The following is a 19,412-nucleotide window of genomic DNA, read 5'->3' as shown; positions in this document are numbered from 1 at the left end:
GGTTACGTCTCTGCCAGCCCGAGCATCAGTCGCATGTTCTGCACGGCTGCGCCGGATGCACCCTTGCCGAGATTGTCGAGCCGGGCGACCAGCAACGCCTGGTGATACTTGTCGCTGGCGAAGACGTAGAGTTCGAGCATGTTGGTCTCGTTGAGCGCCTCCGGCTCGAGCCGGCCGCCCTTGATGGCCTCGTTCTGCAGCGGCATCACCTTGACGTAGTTCGAGCCGGCGTACCGCTTAGCCAGCGCTGCCTGAAGGTCGGCGCCGCCAGGCTTGCCCGGCAAGGTGTCGAGCTGGAGCGGCACCGAGACCAGCATACCCTGCCGGTAGTTGCCGACCGAGGGAATGAAGATCGGCCGCCGCGTCAGGTTGGAATAGAGCTGCATCTCGGGCAGATGCTTGTGCTCGAAGCCGAGGCCGTAGAGCTCGAACGACGGCGCGCTGCCATCTTCGAAGCTTGCGATCATCGACTTGCCGCCGCCGGAATAGCCGCTCACCGCGTTGACGGTGACGGGATAGTCTGATGGCAGCAGGCCGGCATCGACGATCGGCCGCAGCAGCGCGATCGCGCCGGTCGGATAGCAGCCGGGATTTGAGACCTTCTTCGCCGCCTTGATCTTGCCGGCCTGGTCCGGCGTCAGCTCGGGAAAGCCATAGGCCCAGTCCGGCGCGACCCGGTAGGCGGTCGAGGCATCCAGCACTTTCGGCGCTTGAGCCCCCATGCTGTCGACAAGAGCGACGGTTTCCTTGGCGGCATCGTCCGGCAGGCAGAGGATGACGAGGTCCACCTCTTCCATCAGCGCTTTCTTGGCTGCGGGGTCCTTGCGCTTGTCATCGGCAATGGTCTTCACCGCGACGTCGCTCTGGAGCTTCAGCCGCTCGTTGATGCCGAGGCCGGTGGTGCCGGAGCCGCCATCGACGAAGACGGTGGCGGGCTTTTTGGCCGCGCTGGCGGTCGGGGCTTTCGTGGTGTCAGCGAGGCCGGTTTCAGAAAGGCTCACGGCGCGCTCCTTTCGAGCATGTTCGTATCGTCTGCGAAGTCTGGTTCTGCGAAGGCTTGCGGCCTGGCCTGCCGCATCAAACGCGAAATCTGCTTGGCGTCGGCATCACCGGCGCTGAGCGCATTGGCGATGGCCACGTAGTCGGCGTCGGATTTGTGCTGGTTCAGCTTGAAGCTGCCTTCGACCTCCTCAACCGTCATGACCAGCCCAACGATCGCCTTCTTCATCGTCTCCAGCCGACCCGCCGTCATCTTGCCTGACGTCCACGGCTTTTTCGGCAACAGCCAGCTCTCGAACTTGGCGCTGAGCGTGTCGAGCTGCATCGACAGCTCATCGTCGGACAAGAGCCGCACCGGCCCGCTCAGATGCACCGACTGGTAGAGCCAGGTCGGGACCTGATCCTGCGAGACGTACCAGTCCGGCGATACATAGGCATCGGGACCGTTGACCGCGAGCAGCCAGGACGCATCACCGCCCGCAAGCTTTAGCAGCGGATTGTGACGGGCGAGATGAAAGGCGGCCTGCGGCGTGCCGTCCGCGGCATAGGTCAGGTAGAACGGCAATGGCGAAGCAATCGGCTTGTGGCCATCAAAGGCGCACATGGTGCCGAAGCCGCGCTCTTCGGCGAATTTCAGGCTCGCGGCGCGATCCTGCTTGAAAAAGGGTGGTGTGTACATCGTGGTCTCCTGCTGGGCCTCCTTGGGGGAGCCGCCGGATCAGATCGCGCTGACAGGAGAGAGGATGCCGCGGATCGGGTCCAGCGGCAAAGACGATGATCTCAAACGCGATCGACCGCCCAAACCGCTAAGCTGCGGCGGCGGCGACGAGCGAACAGGATGGTCGCGGCGTTGATCATGGCGCGCGGCTATAAGGCCAGTCGCGGTTCCCGTCAAGGTTCAGGCGTCAGATGACGCGCCAGATCCATTCCATGATCTTCGCGAGCACGTCGCCGAACAGCAAGAGCACGGCCGACCAGATCAGGGCCGAAACGAAATTGGCGGCCTGGAAGCTCCAATAGGGCATCTCGAAGATGCCGGCCGCGAGCGGCACGGAGGCGCGCAAGGGACCGAAGAAGCGCCCGATGAAGATGCTGGGTATGCCCCAGCTGCGCACGAAAGCCTCGCCCCTGGGCAAGAGTTCCGGATAGCGCGAGAGCGGCCACATCTGGGCAACGCTCTCCTTGTAGCGGTAGCCGAACCAGTAGGAGACCCAATCGCCCAGCGCCGCGCCGAGGCCGCCGGCAAGCCAGACCGGAAAGAAGCTGATGCCGCTCACCCCGATCAGCGCGCCGATGGCCACCAGCGCGCCCCAGGCCGGAATCAAGAGCGAGATAAACGCAAGCGACTCCCCGAACGCGAGCAGGAACACGATTGGCGCCGCCCAAGCCTGGTGAACGCGCACGAAATCAGCCAGGGCGTGCGCAAACTGCTCCATCCAAAATCGCCTTCCCGCCCCGTCTCAAGGTGCTGCTCGATGAAAAGGACTGGTAAGCCAAGGACTTGTGTGACATCAAGTCACAAAACCCGACTTGGCTAAGGCCGGCACGTCAAATTGGCGGGAATTAGCGGGCCTGCGGCGTAAAATCGCCGGGATTGGCTCCCAACCCACAGCGCCCGGCCCGCCCCAAGTAACCTTTCCAAGTCAGAAGTGGCATAGTCGGCCTAACCGATTCGCCGCTTCCGCGGCCCTCAAAACGCATCAAGATATATGGCCAAGCAGTTGAAACCAAAAGCGAAAGATGACTTTTTCGGTGGCGACGAGCCGAAGCCCCGCACAGCCAAGGCGGCGCCGCGCGGAAGCGGCGGGGAAGCCGATTACACGGCGGCCGACATCGAGGTGCTCGAAGGCTTGGAACCGGTGCGGCGCCGGCCCGGCATGTATATCGGCGGCACCGACGAGAAGGCGCTGCATCACCTGTTCGCGGAAGTCATCGACAACTCGATGGACGAGGCGCTGGCCGGGCACGCAACCTTCATCGAAGTCGATCTGAGCGCGGACGGGTTCCTGACCGTGACCGACAACGGCCGCGGCATCCCGATCGATCCGCACCCGAAATTCCCGAAGAAATCGGCGCTCGAAGTCATCATGTGCACGCTGCATTCGGGCGGGAAGTTCGACAGCAAGGTCTACGAGACATCGGGCGGCCTGCACGGCGTCGGCATCTCCGTCGTCAACGCCCTCTCCTCGCGTCTCGAGGTCGAGGTCGCGCGCAGCCAGAAACTGTACCGCATGACGTTCGAGCGCGGCCATCCCAAGGGCAAGCTCGAGGACCTCGGCAAGGTCAACAACCGCCGCGGCACGCGCGTGCGCTTCAAGCCGGATACTGACATCTTCGGCGCCAAAGCGGCATTCAAGCCGCAGCGCCTGTTCAAGATGACGCGCTCGAAGGCCTATCTGTTCGGCGGCGTCGAGATCCGCTGGAACTGCGCGCCGGAGCTGCTCAAGGGCATCGAGGACGTGCCGGCCGAGGCGACGTTCCACTTCCCCGGTGGCCTGAAAGATTATCTCGCCGCCGCAATCCACGCCGACACGCTGGTGCATCCCGACATCTTCTCCGGCAAGTCGGGCCGCAACGGCGCGCATGGCGCCTGCGAATGGGCGGTTGCGTGGACCGCGGATGCCGACGGTTTCCTATCCTCCTACACCAACACGGTGCCGACGCCGGATGGCGGCACGCACGAATCCGGCCTGCGCAGCGCGCTGCTGCGGGGCCTGAAGGATCACGCCGAGCGCGTCGGCCAGGGCAAGCGCGCGGCCTCCGTCACCTCGGAAGACGTGATGGTCGGCGCCGCCGTGATGCTGTCGGTGTTCGTGCGCGAGCCAGAATTCCAGGGCCAGACCAAGGACCGCCTTGCCACCGCCGAAGCGCAGCGCATCGTCGAGCAGGCGATGAAGGATCCGTTCGACCATTGGCTGTCGGGCAATCCGAACATGGCCAACCGGCTGCTCGACTTCGTGATCGATCGCGCCGAGGAGCGCCTGCGGCGGCGGCAGGAGAAAGAAACCGCGCGCAAGACCGCGGGCAAGAAGCTGCGCCTGCCCGGCAAGCTCGCCGACTGCACCGACGCCGGCACCGAAGGCTCCGAGCTGTTCATCGTCGAGGGCGACTCGGCCGGCGGCAGCGCCAAGCAGGCGCGCGACCGGAAGACCCAGGCGGTGCTGCCGCTGCGCGGCAAGATCCTCAACGTCGCCTCCGCCGGCAAGGACAAGCTGACGGCGAACGCCCAGCTCTCCGACCTCGTGCAGGCGATCGGCTGCGGCACGCTGGCTCATTATCGCGAAGAGGATCTGCGCTATCAGCGCATCATCATCATGACCGACGCCGACGTCGACGGCGCCCACATCGCCTCGCTGCTGATCACCTTCTTCTACCGGCAGATGCCGCGGCTGATCGACGAGGGCCACCTCTTCCTCGCGGTGCCGCCGCTCTACAAGCTGACCCACGGTTCGAAATCGGTCTACGCGCGCGACGACGCGCACAAGGAGGCGCTGCTCAAGAGCGCGTTCAACGCCAACGCCAAGGTCGAGGTGAACCGCTTCAAAGGCCTCGGCGAGATGATGCCGGCGCAGCTCAAGGAGACCACCATGGATCCGAGCAAGCGGACGCTGCTCAAGGTGGTCCTGCTCGCCGACGATCGCGACACCACGGCCGATTCGGTGGAGCGCCTGATGGGCACCAAGGCCGAGGCGCGCTTCGCGTTCATCTCGGACAAGGCCGAATTCGCCAGCGAAGAGCTGCTCGACGTCTGAGGCCAGAACCACGCCGGCTGCGTTCCGAGACAGCCCCGGCCTAAAGCCGGGGCTGTTTTGTTTGAGGGGACGGCCGCATTTTCCGGCAATTTTGCCGGGCGGGCCGCCGGTGTTTTCGTTGATTCCCGCAATGGTCGCATGGCGACTCGGCCACCGACTCACAGACGCCCAGGCCGAGGCAGGATTGCCTCCATTTCGGACAAAGCCGAATTTGCTAACGAGAGGTTACTCGAAATCGAAACCTAGAATTGCGCTCAACACATTGAACTATCAAGGTTATTTACGACTCGCGCAATCGCGCTCCAAATACCCCCGCACCGGCGTTTTCCGGCGACTGTGCCTGCCCGGCAACAGCATTTCGACGAGAACCGTCTATAGTTCGGGCATCAGATGAAACGGACTTCAGTGCGCTCGCGCCTACAGACCAAGGTTGGGGATTTTAACATGAAGAAGATTTTGCTCGCTCTGACCGCGGTCGCGGCGATGACCGGTTCGGCCTCGGCGGCCGACCTCGCGGCCCGTCCTTATACGAAGGCGCCGATGCCGGCGCCCGTCGCCAACTGGACCGGCTTCTACATCTTCGGCGGTGCGGGCGGCGGCATCTGGGATGCGGATTCCCACACCAACTTCGTTGGCGTTCCCGTGACGATCGATCAGCGCGTTGGCGGCGACGGCTGGTTTGGAACGGTCGGTGCCGGCTACGACTGGCAGTTCAGCGGCACCTGGGTGGCCGGCGTGTTCGCCGACGGTCAGTTCGGCAGCCTGCGCGGCAGCATCAACGATGAGTTCGCTGCGCTGACCGGTCGCATCAAGATGCAGGACGCTTGGGCTGCGGGTGTTCGCCTCGGCTATCTGGTGGCTCCGAACGTTCTCTCCTACGTCAATGGCGGTTACACTGGATCGCACTGGTCGGGCGCTACCCTGACCAATCTCGCCGGGACGGTTTCGGGCTTCCACACTGACTCGTTTAACCGCAATGGTTGGTTCGTCGGCGGTGGCGTCGAGAACAATCTGAACATTTTCGGCATCACGGCGCCGGGCTGGTTCATGAAGACCGAATATCGTGCTGCCTACTACGATCGTAAGGACGTCGCGGTCCGCACCGATGCGGGCAACGTCGCCACCACCGACTCCATCAGCTTCAAGCCGTTCGTCCAGACCATCAGCACCTCGCTGGTCTACCGTTTCAACTGGACCGGTCCGGTGGTCGCGAAGTACTGATCTGATCTCACGATCAAACGTCAAAGCCCCGGCATCGACCGGGGCTTTTTCGTTTGGGCAAGGCGATCAATGCTCGCCCGCAATGACTTGTACGCCGAGCCCGGTTTCGCCCGCCGTCTATCGGCACTGATCGCCAAGCGGCGAATTGCGTTCTAAGGACGCGCTCCCTCCCCGCCGGCACCTTTGCGCCGGTGCCGCCATTGTGTCGACACCGAAGCTGCGGTTACTGTGCGCCCAAGCTTTCGCGGCGGCGGCGATCCTCGTCGCACGCGACAGAAGCGGACCGATGGGAGGAATGCATGCGCAGATTTCTGCTGCTAGCAGGCCTGTTTGCAACTGCCCTCGGGCTGCTCTGGATTGGACAGGGCACGGGCACCGTTCCGTGGCCGCGATCGAGCTTCATGGTCAACCAGCTGCAATGGGCCGGCTATGGCGCAGCCATGGCCGGCTTCGGGCTGGTGCTGATCTGGCAGAGCAATCAATAGAAGAAACCAGGGAATACAAGCATGACATCCAGCCGGTTCGATCTCCGCGGCAAGGTCGCGATCGTCACGGGAGGCAATGGCGGCATCGGGCTCGGCATGGCGCGCGGCCTTGCCGATGCCGGCGCCGACATCGCCGTGGTCGGACGTAACGAGACCAAGTCCGCGGAAGCGGTGGCCGATCTCAGGCAGCGCGGCGTGAAGGCGATTGCCGTCACCACCGACGTGACCGACAAGGCGGCGGTCGCGGCCATGATCGATCGCGTGGTCAAGGAGCTCGGCCGCATCGACGTCCTCGTCAACAATGCCGGCATGAGCATCCGCAAGCCGCCGCACGAGCTCGAACTCGACGAGTGGAACAAGGTGATCGACACCAACCTCACCAGCGCCTTCGTGTGCTCGAAGCTGGCTTATCCGGCGCTGAAGGCGTCCGGCAACGGCAAGGTGATCAATATCGGCTCGATGATGTCGATCTTCGGTGCGAGCTTCGCCACCGCCTATGCAGCGAGCAAGGGCGGCATCGTGCAGTACACGCGCGCCTGCGCCAATGCCTGGGCGCCCGACAACATCCAGGTCAACGCCATCCTGCCGGGCTGGATCGACACTGATCTTACCCGCGGCGCGCGGCAGCAGGTGTCAGGGCTGCACGAGCGCGTGCTGGCGCGCACGCCCGCGGGGCGTTGGGGTGACATCGATGACTTCGCCGGCATCGCCGTGTTCCTGGCATCGCCCGCGTCGAACTTCGTCACGGGCACCGCGATCCCGGTCGACGGCGGATTCTCGGTGATGGCCTGAGGCCGGGCCTGCACCACAACACTGCACGCAAAAAGAAGCCCCGGTGGAAGCCGGGGCTTTTGAAATTTTGGCAGTGCTTTTTTGATCGTTGGTCGCGTTGCGTCGACGTGCTCAGTAACGGGCGATGGTCGGGGCGTCGAACTTGTAGCTCGCACGCACCACGGCCCACTGGATGTCGCGTGGCTTGGCATCGAAGCTGTAGTTTCCGGAGGTGCCGCCGAGCTGATAGGTCTGGCTGCCGAAGGCCGCGTAGTTGTATTCGAGGCCGACGATCCAGTTGCGGGTGATGCCGTATTCCCAGCCGGCGCCGACAGTCCAGCCGTTGGCCCAATGGGTCTGTCCACCGGAGCCCGACACACCGACGGTGTCGCTGACCGAGAGCCGATTGTTCGCGCCGGCATAGCCGCCCTTGATGTAGAACAGGTTGTTCTGCACGGCGAAGCCGGCGCGGCCGAGGATCGTCGCGAGCACGTTGGTGCGCCAGGAGAACACGTCGTCCCCGGCACCGAACACAGTGTTCGTGAGCGAGCCCTTGTTGTCGAGACCGGAGATCGTACCTTCCACGCCGAACACGTAGTTGTTGGCCTGCCAGTTGTAGCCGATCTGGGCGCCGCCCATGATGCCTGATCCGCGCTGACGATAGCCCTCGCCCGGAATGAGATCGCCAAACGGTGCGCCGATGCCGTTGTTGACGAACTGCTCGTTGGTCCATGCGCCACCGATGTGGCCGCCGACATAGAAGCCGGTCCAGTTGAACAGCGGCTCGACATAGGCGGGCGCTTTCGTGTAGCGCGCACCGAGATCGGCGGCGGAAGCAGCGCCGGTCGAAACCAGGGCCGTCGTGTAGGCGAAGGCGGCAATCAATTTATTACGCATGGCATACCCCGTGTCCTTTGATGGGCGCACGGTCACAGACGGCTCTTACTAAAATTGAAATCAACACGGTTAACGTGGCGGTTGGGCACGCACTGCGCCGTCAATCCGTTGGCGCTGTTGCCCGCGCGCAACGCATCGCGAGCGATTTCACGCCGCGTTATCCCTACTGAAGTCCTACGCTACGATCCCGGCGCGGCCGGCGAATGCACGTGCTCGGGCCGCACGCCGAGCGCCAGCAGGCGGGCCGGAATGCCCTGCAGCCACGGCAGCGCGGTGATGAGGCGCACGATCAGCGGCACCTTCAGCGGTCGATCGCCCGACTGCAAAGCGCCACTGATGATGTTGTTCTGCACGATCACCTGCATTGCTTGCGTCATCTTCACCGGAAACTCGCGGCGACGCCTGATAGCATCGAGTTCATCCTCGGACGGGCAGCCATGTTGCAGCTTGTCCGCGAGCAGATTGGCAGTCGCGACCGCGTCCTGCACGGCGAGATTGACGCCGGCGCCGCCGACCGGCGACATCGCATGCGCGGCGTCGCCGATGCACAGCAGACCCGGCTGCGTCCAGCGTTTGAGGCGATTGATCGCGACGGTCAGCAGCTTGATGTCGTCGAAGCTCTTCACCTCGGCGATGCCGGACCGAAGGATCGGCGCCATGCGCACGACATCGTCGAGCAGCGCCGATAATCCCCTCGCCTTCACCGCCTCGTGCTGTCCCTTGGCGATGACATAGGCGCATTGCCAATAATCGCCGCGGTCGAAGGTGATCATCATCTTGCCGGGCTCGATCCGCGCGAACACGTTCTCGGTCTCGTCGGGCCTGCGGCCGGCGCGAAACCAGAGCACGTCCATCGGCGCGCCGATCTCCTCGACCGCAAGGCCGGCGCGCTCGCGCACCGTCGAGTGGCGGCCATCGCAGGCAATGGTGAGATCAGCCTCGATGTCAATGAAGCCGTCAGGCGTCTTCGCCCGCACGCCGGCAACCGTCTCGCCGCGGCGGATCAGATCCACCGCCTCCGTGCGCATCATCACCTTGAGCGATGCAAAGCGCTGGCCGGCCTCGCGCAGGAAATTCAGGAAATCCCATTGCGGCATGAAGGCGATGAAGGGGTACTTGGTATGGAGCCGGCTGAGATCGGCAATGCGCACCGGCGTGCCGCCAAACAGGCCGTCCATCTTCTGCAGGCGCTGATGCGGCAGCTTCAGGAAGCCGTCGATCAGGCCGAGCTCGTCCATCACCTGAAGTGTCGAGGGATGCACTGTATCGCCGCGGAAGTCGCGGAAGAAATCCGCATGCTTTTCCAGCACCACGACATCAATGCCTGCCCGTCCCAGGAGATAGCCGAGCATCATGCCGGCCGGGCCGCCGCCGACGATGCAGCAGCGGACTTTCATGGTCCTGTCAGGTTGTTGGTCGGACGTCATTGCAGACGCAATCCGCGATGGGAGTATCGATCAAGCTATACCGGACGATACTAGCGCGATTCAGGCTAAGCGCCCGACAAAAAAGGCCCGCAGAGCGCGGGCCTTGCCTGAAGACGGGACCAGACTATTTCTGGTCCTCGTTGCTGGTCCCGGTGCCCGGACTGCCGATCGGCAACCCGTTGGGTGCGTGGCCGACGCCCATGTTTCGCTCGGCTTGCGCGGCTGCCGGCGTCTTGGCGTTCGCAGTCGGAGGCTGAACGTTCGCATTGGGTTGGCCGATGTTGGTGTTAACGTTGGCCCCTGTGGTGGTGTCATGCGTTCCCATCCCGGAGGGAGCCGACGGCCCGGAGCTGGCGCCGCTGGATGACGAGCCCACTCCGACACCTGAGCTGGCCGCAGATCCCGCGCTGGCGCCACCGGTACCCGTGCCGGCGCCCGCCGCTGCACCTGCACCACCGCCGCCTCCGGCACCACCGCCGCCTTGGGCAGAGGCCGCCGTCGAAAGTGCAGCACAAGCGATCGTCACGAGGATGGATTTGCGGATCATAGATCGTCTCCCTGGTTTGACAGACAATCCAAAAAACTGAGGAGTTGTTCCCTCCTCGACGAATAGATGTTCGCTTGCTTCAGGGCTTTGACGACTTCCGTTCCCATGGGCGCTTGCCATCGGCATCGCGATCCCATGGTCGAGTGATCGGAGCTACTCTCTCATCCTCGGCGGCCTTCGCACGGTCTGCTTGGACGCGCTCGCGGTCGGTGAGTGGCGGCGGTGTGGGGACTGGAATCGTCTGCGCCAGAACCGGAAGCGTCGTAAGGAACGCGACGATGATGAATTTTGTCATCCCCGGCTCTAGCACTTTCGCCTTCGCCTGTCCGATTTAAGTTCGTCCACTTCGTAAGGGTGATCCCGGCACAATCCGCCGCCCGTACAGCGTATCAATTGTTACTCCGGTTCGCGCTGCGAAAGCTCTTGATCTCCGAGACGCTGCCGTCGCGATAGGTCAGCTCCACCGAGACGGATTTCGTGCTTGGCGCGAGCTTCATGTAGAGCGGCATGCCGGCGCTGACCGCGCTGGGGTCGCGCATGTCGCAAGGCGACATCTTCAGCACCTGGTTGGGCACGGCGGTGTCGATGCCGATGCGCACCTCGCGGATGGCGCAGCGGTAGGACACGAGGTGCGTGTAGTAGACCAATAGGCCGTTGAACTCGCGGAACGACAGCCAGCTCGTCGACGTCATGTCGAGGATCTTGCGCTGGTCACGGATCAGCGCGGCCTCGGGATCGAACTTGATCGGGAACGGTCCCTGCATCTCGCCGGACTGATCGACATAGCGGACCTCGATGGTGCCGGACTGCGCATCCGGCGGCAGCTCGATCGACGGGTTCGGCATCCGCTTGCGCGTGCGCGGATCGAGCGTGTCGATGAAGCCGGTCTCGCGGAAATCACCCTTGCCTGCCATGCGCCAGGAAATGCCGAGCGTCGGGTCGGCGAAGGAGAACGTAACGCTCCAGCCGCCATTGTGGCGCGAGAAGCTCGCGATCGGCGCGTTGATCGTCTCCTCCTTCGGCATCTGCGGCACCGACACCGGCGGCAGCGCCGCGAGCTTCTGTGGCAGCGGATCGGCCGGTCGCGCGGCGGCATCCTTCGCCATGCCGCTCAGGAAGACGTCGTCGACCATCTGGTCGAAATAGACCGGCACCTGTCTGTGCTTGACGGTGTCGGCCATCTCGCTGACCAGACGGCGCGTGCGCTGCGCCACCTGCACCAGGTTCTCGCCGGGCTGCAGCAGCTCCCTGGCGAAAGTGCGCGTGAACACCGAATTGGGGTTGGTGTCGTCATTGGACAGACGATCGAGCGCGGTCTGGCGGGGACCTGCCGAGAACACCGAGAACACGCCTTCGGGCAGCTGCGTCATCGGCGCGAGCCCGCCGCCGCCGGCGACCGCGCGGGTCCCCTTGCGCTCGAACGGGTTGTTGCGGCAGGCGTCGAACACCAGGATGGAGGTCCGCGCCTTCTTGTTCTGGAGGCGCTCGACAATGCGGTCGGCCAGGATCGAGGCGTCGCGCACCAGCTCTTCCTGTCCTTCCGTCGCCGCCGGCACGTCGGTCGGCAGCAAATAGTTCTGGCCGGCGATCTCGAAGCCGTGGCCGGCATAGAAAAAGAATGCGGTGTCGCCCGGCTCAATCGCCTTGTCGAACGCGAGCAGCGTCTCGGAGAATTGCTGCCGGTTCTGGTTCTCGGCGACCATCACCGAAAAGCCGAGCTGCTTCAGCGTGTCACCCATGGTGCGGGCGTCGTTGACCGCCTTGAGCAGCTTCGGCACGTTCCTGTAATCGTTGTTGCCGACGACCAGCGCGACGCGCTTCTCGGCCTGGGCGGGCACTGTGCCCACCAGCAGCGCCGCCAAGCCCACAACCAATGCTGCCTTAAACGACACCCATGTCATGTGTGAAGTTCCTGCCCGTGCATCTCTGGACAAGATGCTCAATAGATAGTGTGCAAATTAGGCAGATCGGTTCAATCGCCTACCGTCGGCGGCGGCCTTGAGGGACCGACCATCGGCCAGAACCGTCAGGCACGGTCGCGTACCCCACTCGGGCTATCGCCGAACCGATTCCGGAACAATCGATTGAAATGCGAGACATTGGAAAATCCAACCTGAGCCGCAATCTCGGATACAGGCCGGTCCGGGAATTTTATGACGAGCGCAAACGCCCGATTCAACCTCAATTCGTTCACGCGCGCGGTGAATGATGCCCCCGACTTCTCCAACAGTTCCTGCAGATAGCGCGGCGAGATGTGTTGACGATCGGCAACACTCGCCAGCGATAGGCCAGGATCTGTAAAGGATTTTCCGATGAACTCGATCGCCGCGGCCAATCGTGCCGCCGCGGCGGCGCCCTTTGCCCGTTGTCGTGTATCGCGGTTTGCGCCGATCACCAGCGCAGCGAAATCGTGAATGTGATTGACAATTGTTTGCCGCAGCGCGGTCTCGTCGAGACCGGACGCTCCCTGGATGAAGCCAAGGTAACCGAGAAGCAGCCGCAGCGCCGGATCGTTCTGCGAAATCGGACGCATGACCGCGCTGTCCAAATCGTGTGTCCGCAGAGCCAGAGCAGCACGCGGAAAAAGAAGATGGAGATGTCTTGTGCCACACAGCACCGCAGCCTCTCCCGGGCGGACGAACGCTGCGTCGCCCGGTCCAAGCTCCAGCCCTGCGCCGCGTTGGGATACGGATGCAGCATCTCCCATATTGACGAACAATCCAATCCAGTCCCCGTGATCGGCAGCCAGCGCGCGCGTGCGATCGAGGCGCGCCGCGGAGCCATCGCAGGACGCGAGGCGCACACCCGGGAGGTTTTGAAGCACGGCCTCCGCCCTGAACGGAACATCGTTCGACAAGGACTCGATATCTACACGTACCAGCGTCCTTCCGAACTCCTCACGCCATCGGGCGAGCCTCTCGCCCTCGGGCAGTTCATCGGTGCTGAAGCGTCTCGGCGAAAAATCGCTGGCGGGGGGCCATGGGACGATGCATTCCAAATGAGTTTTCGAAATTAGCAATTCACGCAGAGATTGCAAGATTCGGACCGGCTCTCCCACTTCGCAAAAAGCAAAAATCCTGCTCGCATAAGATCAAGTGAGCGCGGGGGCATCGAAAACCTGCGGCATGCTGACGCGCTTTATCGGGCGAACACGCAAGTCGCAAAGCCTCACTCGTCTTACGTCAACCCATCCGACAACGCTGTTGCCTGCCAACGACAGAAGATGCGCGACCGTTGTGCGAGACTACGCACGACGAGCTGGTTCAGAGACTGCATCCTCGGCTTCTGGGAGATTCCAAATGATATTCCAGCAACGCTTGATCTGCCAATTATTGAAGAATTCGGGACCGCTGTTTGCCATCGCCGCGTGCCTCCTGGCACCCAGATCGGCTCATGCGATCCATGCCGTTTGTTCTTTCGTAAACGGCAGCGAACAGCAAGTCCTGGTCGTACAGGACGACGACTGCTCCAATCCCTTCACCCCGTTCTTCGGCGGCGCCTTGCTTTTCGGCGACAGTATTCATGCTGCACAGGACATGACTGTGGACGGCACGACGACAACGGGCACGACGAACGTCAATGGCAATTCGACCTTTGCCACCGGCACGACGGCTACATTCAATGGAAACGCCGTCTTCAACGGAGGGGTCACCTTTGCAGGCGCTCAGAACTTCTCGGGCATCAACAACACCGGGAACATTTCTACCGACACGTTGAGCACGACGGGCAATGCCACGATCGGAGGCACCCTCAACGTGACGGGTCTCGCGACGTTCAATGGCATTACCAATACAGGCAATCTGACGACCGACACATTGACGGCAAACACCTCAATCAACACTCCGCTGATTACCGCAACCAGCGCAAACGTGACGACGGCTACGATTACGACTGCCAACGTGACCACTGCCAATATCGCGACGGCCAACATGACTACCGCCAACATGACTATCGCCAATATTGGCATGGCCAACGTCACGACAGCACTGCAGGTATCACCCGGCGCCTCGGTCAGCATGGGCGGCAACAGAATTCAGAACGTTGCCGCGCCGCTGGCGGGAACGGATGCTGCAAACAAAAGCTATGTCGGTGCCAGCCTCTCGGCACTGGGAGGACAGTTCGATCAAGCGCTTGCGGGGGTAAATGGCAGGATCGACGACATTTCAAATCGCACCACCAAAGCGACGGCCGGCGTCGCTATGGCAATGGCTATGGCAGGAGTACCAACGGTGCTCCCAAGCGAGCGCGTGGCGTTCACGATGAACTATGGCAACTTTCAGGGACAAAACGGCCTAGCGCTCAACGGTGCGGTCCGTCTCAGTGACAATCTGCAGTTCACAGGGGCATAGGCTACTCGACCAATCAGAACCTTGTCGGCGCGCGCGCCGGCCTGCGTGTCGGATGGTAGTTGTCATGCTGCGCCCGCCGCTTTATGCCGCCTTGATCCTGGCGCTTTGTATCGCGATCCTCCGGCCAACCAGCGCTTGGTCGCAGACCAGCATTCCTTCCCAGAACTCGTCGGGCGGTGCAGCTCCTGCCGCCGCCCCAACCGAAAAAGCCCCCGCGGCGCCGGTACGAACCAAGCTCCATGTCCCGCTCGACCAAGCCCTGCTGTTGGTGCGTTCAACATTGCTGACGCTCAACGATGCCAACCATTCCGGAAACTACACGGTCCTGCGGGATCTCGCCTCACGAGAGTTCCAGATTAGAAACACATCCGCCGATCTTGCGCTCGTTTTTGCAGAGATGCGGAGAAGCAATCTCAGCTTGTTTAGTGTGATGCTGCTGTCACCTCAGCTTTCCAACGCCCCTGAGATAGACGCTGACGGGCACCTTCGCGTTTCCGGCCATGTTCCAACGAGTCCGCAGCAGGTGAAGTTCGATCTCGTGTTTGAAGCCTCCTCTCGTCAGTGGAAGTTGCTGAGCCTCAATATCTCGACCACGCCTGTCCAGGCTTCATCAGTTGCTCAAGAGCAGCAAAAGAGCGAACCCAAGAAGCAGATGCAGAGTCCGAAAGCCCCGCCAAAAGCTCTGCCCGCGAAAGGACCTCCGGCAAGATTGGAGGCCGCGCAGAACCCGACGCCCCAGCCGCAGGAAGCATCTACTCGGCAATGAAATGCTGTCCCGGCTTGGCCCGCCTCGACGACTGCGTTTCGGGCTTCGCTTTCAGATCTTTCGGTCCATTCGCCGTCCCGCCTATGGAATAATTGGGGTGAATCTGCTCCTTTGGCCAAACCATCGAAGGGGAGTCTTTCGTGTTGCGCTGGTGTACGGACGAGGTGGAGCCGCATGAGCGCTTCGACTATTGGCGCGAGGTGCGCTCCAAGGGATTGTTCGGCGTCACCGCCGAGCTCGAACGCGAACGGCGCGCGGACTTCTTCGGCGAATTCTCGCTGCGTCAGCTTGGCGGCGCCGGCCTCGTCGAGCTGAAGGCTTCGCCCTACGCGGTCGAGCGCAGCACGTCCGACATCGCGAACGCCCCGGGTGACGCGATCTGCGTCTACCAGCAGCTTGGCAGCGGCGGTTGGTTCGGCGGCTTGCGCGGGGGCGACTTTTCAATTGCCAACGGCAGCTTCGCCACCAGCCATACCGACCTGCCCTACCGCACCGCGCCGCTGGGCGCCGAGGGCTTTCACCTGCGGATCCTGAAGATCCCGATGAGCAGCATCCCGGCGCAGGACAAGCGCATGCGCGAGCTGGCGCCCCGGACGTTCGGCGATCCCACCCTGGCGCCCCTCCTCGGGGCCTGCTTTGCTGATCTCAATGAGGCAGCGGATGACGTCGCGCTCGACGCGACCTCCCTCGTCCAAGCACTCGCCCACCTCGTGCAGATCGAGCGCGGCATCGTGCGGCCCGGCAGCCGGCGCGGACAGGCCGCGCTGCGAACCGCCCGCCTTTCCCAGGCCCGGCGCCTGATCGCGCGCCATCTTCAGGACCCCCATCTCGCGCCGACCATGGTGGCCGACCTGCTCGAGGTATCCGTGCGTCACCTGCACATGCTGTTCGAGACGGCGGAGAAGAGCTTCTCGCAGACCGTGACGGACGAGCGCCTGAAACAGAGCCGCCGCCTGCTGCGCGAGGCGCCGGAACGGCTGATCGCCGACATCGCGGCCTCCTGCGGTTTCGAAAGCCTGGCGACCTATTACCGGGTGTTCAGCGCCGCCTATGGCATGGCCCCCGGCGACTTCCGGGCCCAGGCTTCGGACGGGCATTAGCCGACGTCTTGGCGGTTGCGGCCGAAGCGCCGGCAGGAGCGGAAAACCCCAGCCGCGCCCGTGATTTGGGCAAAAACCTCAGGTTTTTTAGGGTCTTCCCGCGCCCGCTCCATTGACTTTGGCCAATTCCCCCCTATGTTCCGGGGCGACGCGGCTCAGATCGAAGAGCGATTCCTGGGCCTTGCGCTTTGTCCGCGTGAGTCAGCACCCCCAGCTTCTTCGAGAGCGCGCCGTTTCGGGGTGGAACGCGACAGCCTTATTACCCTCGATTCCGAACGGCGGTTTCGACCAGAGGCTCAATGTCCTTTTCAAATCTCGGACTGTCCGAAAAAGTCCTCGCCGCAGTGGCGGCCACCGGTTACACCACCCCCACCCCCATTCAGGAACAGGCGATCCCCCACGTCCTCGCACGCAAGGACGTGCTCGGCATCGCCCAGACCGGCACCGGCAAGACCGCGGCCTTCGTGCTGCCGATGCTCACCATCCTGGAAAAGGGCAGAGCCCGGGCGCGCATGCCGCGGACGCTGATCCTCGAGCCGACCCGCGAGCTTGCGGCCCAGGTGAAGGAAAACTTCGATCGCTACGGCGCCGGCCAGAAACTCAACGTCGCCCTCCTGATCGGCGGCGTCTCCTTCGGCGACCAGGATGCCAAGCTGATGCGCGGCGTCGACGTGCTGATCGCCACCCCCGGCCGCCTGCTCGACCATACCGAACGCGGCGGCCTCCTGCTCACCGGCGTCGAGCTGCTCGTCATCGACGAGGCCGACCGCATGCTCGACATGGGCTTCATCCCCGACATCGAGCGCATCTGCAAGCTCGTCCCGTTCACGCGGCAGACCCTGTTCTTCACCGCGACCATGCCGCCGGAAATCCGGCGCATCACCGAAGCCTTCCTGCACAATCCGCAGAAGGTCGAGGTCTCCCGCCCCGCCACCACCGCCGTGACCGTCACGCAAGCCCAGGTGCCCGCCGGACGCGAGGCGCACGAGAAGCGCGAACTGCTTCGCCGCCTGCTGCGCGAGGCCAAGGACCTCAAGAACGCGATCATCTTCTGCAATCGCAAGCGCGAGGTCGCGATCGTTCACAAATCGCTGCAAAAGCACGGCTTCAGCGTCGGAGCCCTGCATGGCGACATGGACCAGCCGGCCCGCATGGCCGCGCTCGACCAGTTCCGCAAGGGTGAGCTGCCGCTGCTCGTCGCTTCCGACGTCGCCGCCCGCGGCCTCGACATTCCCGAGGTCAGCCACGTCTTCAACTTCGACGTTCCCCATCACGCCGACGACTACGTCCACCGCATCGGCCGCACCGGCCGCGCCGGGCGAACCGGCACCGCGATCTCGATCGTGACACCGCTCGACCAGAAGTCGATGGCGGCGATCGAAAAGCTGATCGGCCAGAGCATTCCGCGCGCCGAAGGCGATTACGAAGTCGCGGCCGAGGCCTCTGATGCGAGCGAGCGTCCGCGCGAGCAGCGCGGCCGTGAACGTTCACGCGGCGGACGCGGCAAGCCGCAGCGCGGCCGTGACCGTGAGCGCAGCCCCGAGCCGCGCGAGGCGAAACAGCCCGCCGAGGCAAGGCATCCCGAGGCAAGGCATCCCGAGGCAAGGCATCGGTCCGACGACAAGCGTCGGGCAGAGCCGCGGCACGATGCGCGCCAGCAGGCCAACACCTCGCATGTGCCCTCGATCGGCCGTCCCGAGCCGCGCCGCCAGCGCGAGATTGACTCCGAGCCGGGCGATCACTCGCATCTGCCGGCGTTTCTGCTGCGGCCGGTTCGCTCCCCTGCCGGCGCCTGAAGCGCGACGCGCACCGGTTGCGGTTGAGAAAACCCGCGGCACAATTTTTTAGATGCATTCGTGAACGTATATTTACGGGGCGTTCACGATCGTCCGTTAGCCTACGAACATAATTTAAGCATTGCTGCGGTCGATGGCGCGCCGACCGTTGTGGGGTATGTTCCGTGATCAAGGTGCTCGACGAACACGAACGCACAATGGCGTTCGCCGAGGTGGCGCTCGGTCAGATCCGATCGCTTCGGCAGACGGCAATTCCCCGCAATTACGAGATCTGGTACGTCTACGCCACCGGCTACAACGCGCCGCTCAACAAGATCATCAACGAGACGCTGGCGCGCAGCGGCAAGCTGACTGAAGCCGATCTCGAGCAGATCTACGAGACATATCTCTCCCACATCAAGACCACTGACCGCATCGACAAGGTCGGCGCGCGCGTCATCGGCGAGATCGACGACGTGATGAAGGTCCTGGGCGAGGCGCTCGGCATGACCGGCGCCTACGATGCCAGCCTGTCGGGCGCGACCGAGAAGCTCTCGTCGGCCAAGAGCCGCGACCAGATCAAGGCTGTCGTCGAGGCGCTGCTGCGCTCGACCAGCGAGATGCGCCAGACCAACAAGGCGCTGGAAGACCGCCTGACGCTGTCGAAGAACGAGATCAGCAATCTCCAGCAGAGCCTGGAAGCGATCCGCGCCGAAAGCCTGACCGATCCGCTCACCGGCCTCGGCAACCGCAAATATTTCGATCGCATGATCGGCATGGCCGTGCAGAGCGCGCTCGCCTCCGGCGAGCCGCTGTCGCTGCTGCTGTTCGACATCGACCACTTCAAGTCGTTCAACGATTCCTACGGCCATCTCACCGGCGACCAGGTGCTGCGGCTCGTCGGCCTTTCGCTGAAGCAGACCATCAAGGGCCAGGACATCACCGCGCGCTATGGCGGCGAGGAATTCGCGGTCGTGCTGCCCAACACCGCGCTGCGCCAGGCGCTCACGGTCGCCGACCACATCCGCCGCGCCGTGATGGCGAAGGAATTGAAGAAGAAATCGACCGGCGAGATCCTCGGCCGCGTCACCATCTCCGTCGGCGTCTCCATGCTCAAGGAAGGCGACGACACCGACGCGCTGATCGAACGCGCGGATGCCTGCCTCTACGCCGCCAAGCGCAACGGCCGCAACCGCGTGATCTGCGAAGCCGATCCGGAATACGCGGTCGAGACGCACAGCCGGGTGGCGTGAGTCGGGCGCCGTCCGCGCTTGACATTCCAACTTGCCGACCGACATCTTCCTCGCCGCCGTGGCTCCTCAC

The 19,412-nt window shown here is 63.4% G+C and carries 18 protein-coding genes; 9 read left to right on the top strand and 9 right to left on the bottom strand.

The window, feature by feature from the left end; all coding sequences use genetic code 11:
- Positions 1-2: 2 nt before the first annotated feature.
- From argC to YU9_RS0107745, 3 genes are all read right to left on the bottom strand, one after another.
- Entirely contained in the window at positions 3-1,001 is a 999-nt protein-coding gene (gene argC / locus YU9_RS0107755; RefSeq protein WP_027572289.1) for an N-acetyl-gamma-glutamyl-phosphate reductase, read from the bottom strand.
- Positions 998-1,678 carry an FMN-binding negative transcriptional regulator gene (locus tag YU9_RS0107750; RefSeq protein ID WP_027572288.1) on the bottom strand — a complete coding sequence of 227 codons (681 nt, stop codon included), beginning with the start codon at positions 1,676-1,678 and terminating at the stop codon, positions 998-1,000. Before YU9_RS0107750 ends, argC begins: the two co-directional genes overlap by 4 nt.
- Before the next feature lie 226 nt (positions 1,679-1,904).
- Positions 1,905-2,435: a DedA family protein gene (locus YU9_RS0107745; protein ID WP_027572287.1), complete on the bottom strand. Its 531-nt coding sequence runs from the start codon at positions 2,433-2,435 to the stop codon at positions 1,905-1,907.
- A 273-nt stretch (positions 2,436-2,708) separates the two neighbouring features.
- On the opposite strand from YU9_RS0107745, the gene parE reads away from it, so the two are divergent.
- From parE to YU9_RS0107725, 4 genes are all read left to right on the top strand, one after another.
- Positions 2,709-4,751 carry a DNA topoisomerase IV subunit B gene (parE, locus tag YU9_RS0107740; protein ID WP_027572286.1) on the top strand — a complete coding sequence of 681 codons (2,043 nt, stop codon included), beginning with the start codon at positions 2,709-2,711 and terminating at the stop codon, positions 4,749-4,751.
- Between the two features lie 444 nt (positions 4,752-5,195).
- Positions 5,196-5,972, top strand: a complete 777-nt coding sequence (locus tag YU9_RS0107735) for an outer membrane protein (RefSeq protein ID WP_027572285.1) — start codon at positions 5,196-5,198, stop codon at positions 5,970-5,972.
- A gap of 299 nt (positions 5,973-6,271) precedes the next feature.
- On the top strand, positions 6,272-6,457 hold the full coding sequence (locus YU9_RS0107730) for a hypothetical protein (RefSeq protein WP_027572284.1): 186 nt from the start codon (positions 6,272-6,274) through the stop codon (positions 6,455-6,457).
- Between the two features lie 21 nt (positions 6,458-6,478).
- Positions 6,479-7,249, top strand: coding sequence for an SDR family NAD(P)-dependent oxidoreductase (locus YU9_RS0107725; RefSeq protein WP_027572283.1), 771 nt, complete (start codon positions 6,479-6,481; stop codon positions 7,247-7,249).
- 111 nt (positions 7,250-7,360) lie between these two features.
- Here YU9_RS0107725 and YU9_RS0107720 read toward each other — a convergent pair whose 3' ends face one another.
- The 6 genes from YU9_RS0107720 to YU9_RS0107700 all read right to left on the bottom strand — a co-directional run bounded on the left by YU9_RS0107720 (position 7,361) and on the right by YU9_RS0107700 (position 13,097).
- Positions 7,361-8,125 carry an outer membrane protein gene (locus YU9_RS0107720; protein WP_027572282.1) on the bottom strand — a complete coding sequence of 255 codons (765 nt, stop codon included), beginning with the start codon at positions 8,123-8,125 and terminating at the stop codon, positions 7,361-7,363.
- Positions 8,126-8,304: 179 nt separating this feature from the next.
- Positions 8,305-9,552: an FAD-dependent oxidoreductase gene (locus YU9_RS0107715; RefSeq protein ID WP_027572281.1), complete on the bottom strand. Its 1,248-nt coding sequence runs from the start codon at positions 9,550-9,552 to the stop codon at positions 8,305-8,307.
- A 124-nt stretch (positions 9,553-9,676) separates the two neighbouring features.
- Positions 9,677-10,099, bottom strand: a complete 423-nt coding sequence (locus YU9_RS45065; RefSeq protein ID WP_036017145.1) for a hypothetical protein — start codon at positions 10,097-10,099, stop codon at positions 9,677-9,679.
- 79 nt (positions 10,100-10,178) lie between these two features.
- Positions 10,179-10,394 (bottom strand): hypothetical protein, encoded by a 216-nt coding sequence (locus YU9_RS45520; RefSeq protein WP_084298923.1) that lies wholly within the window; start codon positions 10,392-10,394, stop codon positions 10,179-10,181.
- 94 nt (positions 10,395-10,488) lie between these two features.
- On the bottom strand, positions 10,489-12,000 hold the full coding sequence (locus tag YU9_RS0107705) for a caspase family protein (protein ID WP_027572279.1): 1,512 nt from the start codon (positions 11,998-12,000) through the stop codon (positions 10,489-10,491).
- Between the two features lie 125 nt (positions 12,001-12,125).
- Entirely contained in the window at positions 12,126-13,097 is a 972-nt protein-coding gene (locus YU9_RS0107700) for an AraC family transcriptional regulator (RefSeq protein ID WP_027572278.1), read from the bottom strand.
- 301 nt (positions 13,098-13,398) lie between these two features.
- Here YU9_RS0107700 and YU9_RS0107695 point away from each other — a divergent pair, with 301 nt between their 5' ends.
- From YU9_RS0107695 to YU9_RS0107675, 5 genes are all read left to right on the top strand, one after another.
- Positions 13,399-14,448 carry a hypothetical protein gene (locus tag YU9_RS0107695; protein ID WP_027572277.1) on the top strand — a complete coding sequence of 350 codons (1,050 nt, stop codon included), beginning with the start codon at positions 13,399-13,401 and terminating at the stop codon, positions 14,446-14,448.
- A 64-nt stretch (positions 14,449-14,512) separates the two neighbouring features.
- Positions 14,513-15,214, top strand: coding sequence for a hypothetical protein (locus YU9_RS48900; RefSeq protein WP_198028214.1), 702 nt, complete (start codon positions 14,513-14,515; stop codon positions 15,212-15,214).
- 140 nt (positions 15,215-15,354) lie between these two features.
- Entirely contained in the window at positions 15,355-16,314 is a 960-nt protein-coding gene (locus YU9_RS0107685; RefSeq protein ID WP_027572276.1) for a helix-turn-helix transcriptional regulator, read from the top strand.
- 299 nt (positions 16,315-16,613) lie between these two features.
- On the top strand, positions 16,614-18,110 hold the full coding sequence (locus YU9_RS0107680) for a DEAD/DEAH box helicase (RefSeq protein ID WP_027572275.1): 1,497 nt from the start codon (positions 16,614-16,616) through the stop codon (positions 18,108-18,110).
- A gap of 164 nt (positions 18,111-18,274) precedes the next feature.
- Complete coding sequence (locus YU9_RS0107675; RefSeq protein ID WP_027572274.1) at positions 18,275-19,342, top strand: GGDEF domain-containing protein; 1,068 nt, start codon at positions 18,275-18,277, stop codon at positions 19,340-19,342.
- Positions 19,343-19,412 lie beyond the last annotated feature (70 nt).

It is taken from the genome of Bradyrhizobium sp. WSM1743 (genome assembly GCF_000473065.1).
Classification (GTDB): domain Bacteria; phylum Pseudomonadota; class Alphaproteobacteria; order Rhizobiales; family Xanthobacteraceae; genus Bradyrhizobium.
Note: the sequence above shows the minus strand (reverse complement) of the source record. Positions and strands in the feature narration are given on the sequence as shown.

What these genes read in the sequence shown, in the direction of transcription:
- YU9_RS0107750 (WP_027572288.1), bottom strand. Translation starts at nt 1,678, where the DNA reads ATGTACACACCACCCTTTTTCAAGCAGGATCGCGCCGCGAGCCTGAAA.
- YU9_RS0107745 (WP_027572287.1), bottom strand. Translation starts at nt 2,435, where the DNA reads ATGGAGCAGTTTGCGCACGCCCTGGCTGATTTCGTGCGCGTTCACCAG.
- parE (WP_027572286.1), top strand. Translation starts at nt 2,709, where the DNA reads ATGGCCAAGCAGTTGAAACCAAAAGCGAAAGATGACTTTTTCGGTGGC.
- YU9_RS0107735 (WP_027572285.1), top strand. Translation starts at nt 5,196, where the DNA reads ATGAAGAAGATTTTGCTCGCTCTGACCGCGGTCGCGGCGATGACCGGT.
- YU9_RS0107730 (WP_027572284.1), top strand. Translation starts at nt 6,272, where the DNA reads ATGCGCAGATTTCTGCTGCTAGCAGGCCTGTTTGCAACTGCCCTCGGG.
- YU9_RS0107725 (WP_027572283.1), top strand. Translation starts at nt 6,479, where the DNA reads ATGACATCCAGCCGGTTCGATCTCCGCGGCAAGGTCGCGATCGTCACG.
- YU9_RS0107720 (WP_027572282.1), bottom strand. Translation starts at nt 8,125, where the DNA reads ATGCGTAATAAATTGATTGCCGCCTTCGCCTACACGACGGCCCTGGTT.
- YU9_RS0107715 (WP_027572281.1), bottom strand. Translation starts at nt 9,552, where the DNA reads ATGACGTCCGACCAACAACCTGACAGGACCATGAAAGTCCGCTGCTGC.
- YU9_RS45065 (WP_036017145.1), bottom strand. Translation starts at nt 10,099, where the DNA reads ATGATCCGCAAATCCATCCTCGTGACGATCGCTTGTGCTGCACTTTCG.
- YU9_RS45520 (WP_084298923.1), bottom strand. Translation starts at nt 10,394, where the DNA reads ATGACAAAATTCATCATCGTCGCGTTCCTTACGACGCTTCCGGTTCTG.
- YU9_RS0107705 (WP_027572279.1), bottom strand. Translation starts at nt 12,000, where the DNA reads ATGACATGGGTGTCGTTTAAGGCAGCATTGGTTGTGGGCTTGGCGGCG.
- YU9_RS0107695 (WP_027572277.1), top strand. Translation starts at nt 13,399, where the DNA reads ATGATATTCCAGCAACGCTTGATCTGCCAATTATTGAAGAATTCGGGA.
- YU9_RS48900 (WP_198028214.1), top strand. Translation starts at nt 14,513, where the DNA reads ATGCTGCGCCCGCCGCTTTATGCCGCCTTGATCCTGGCGCTTTGTATC.
- YU9_RS0107680 (WP_027572275.1), top strand. Translation starts at nt 16,614, where the DNA reads ATGTCCTTTTCAAATCTCGGACTGTCCGAAAAAGTCCTCGCCGCAGTG.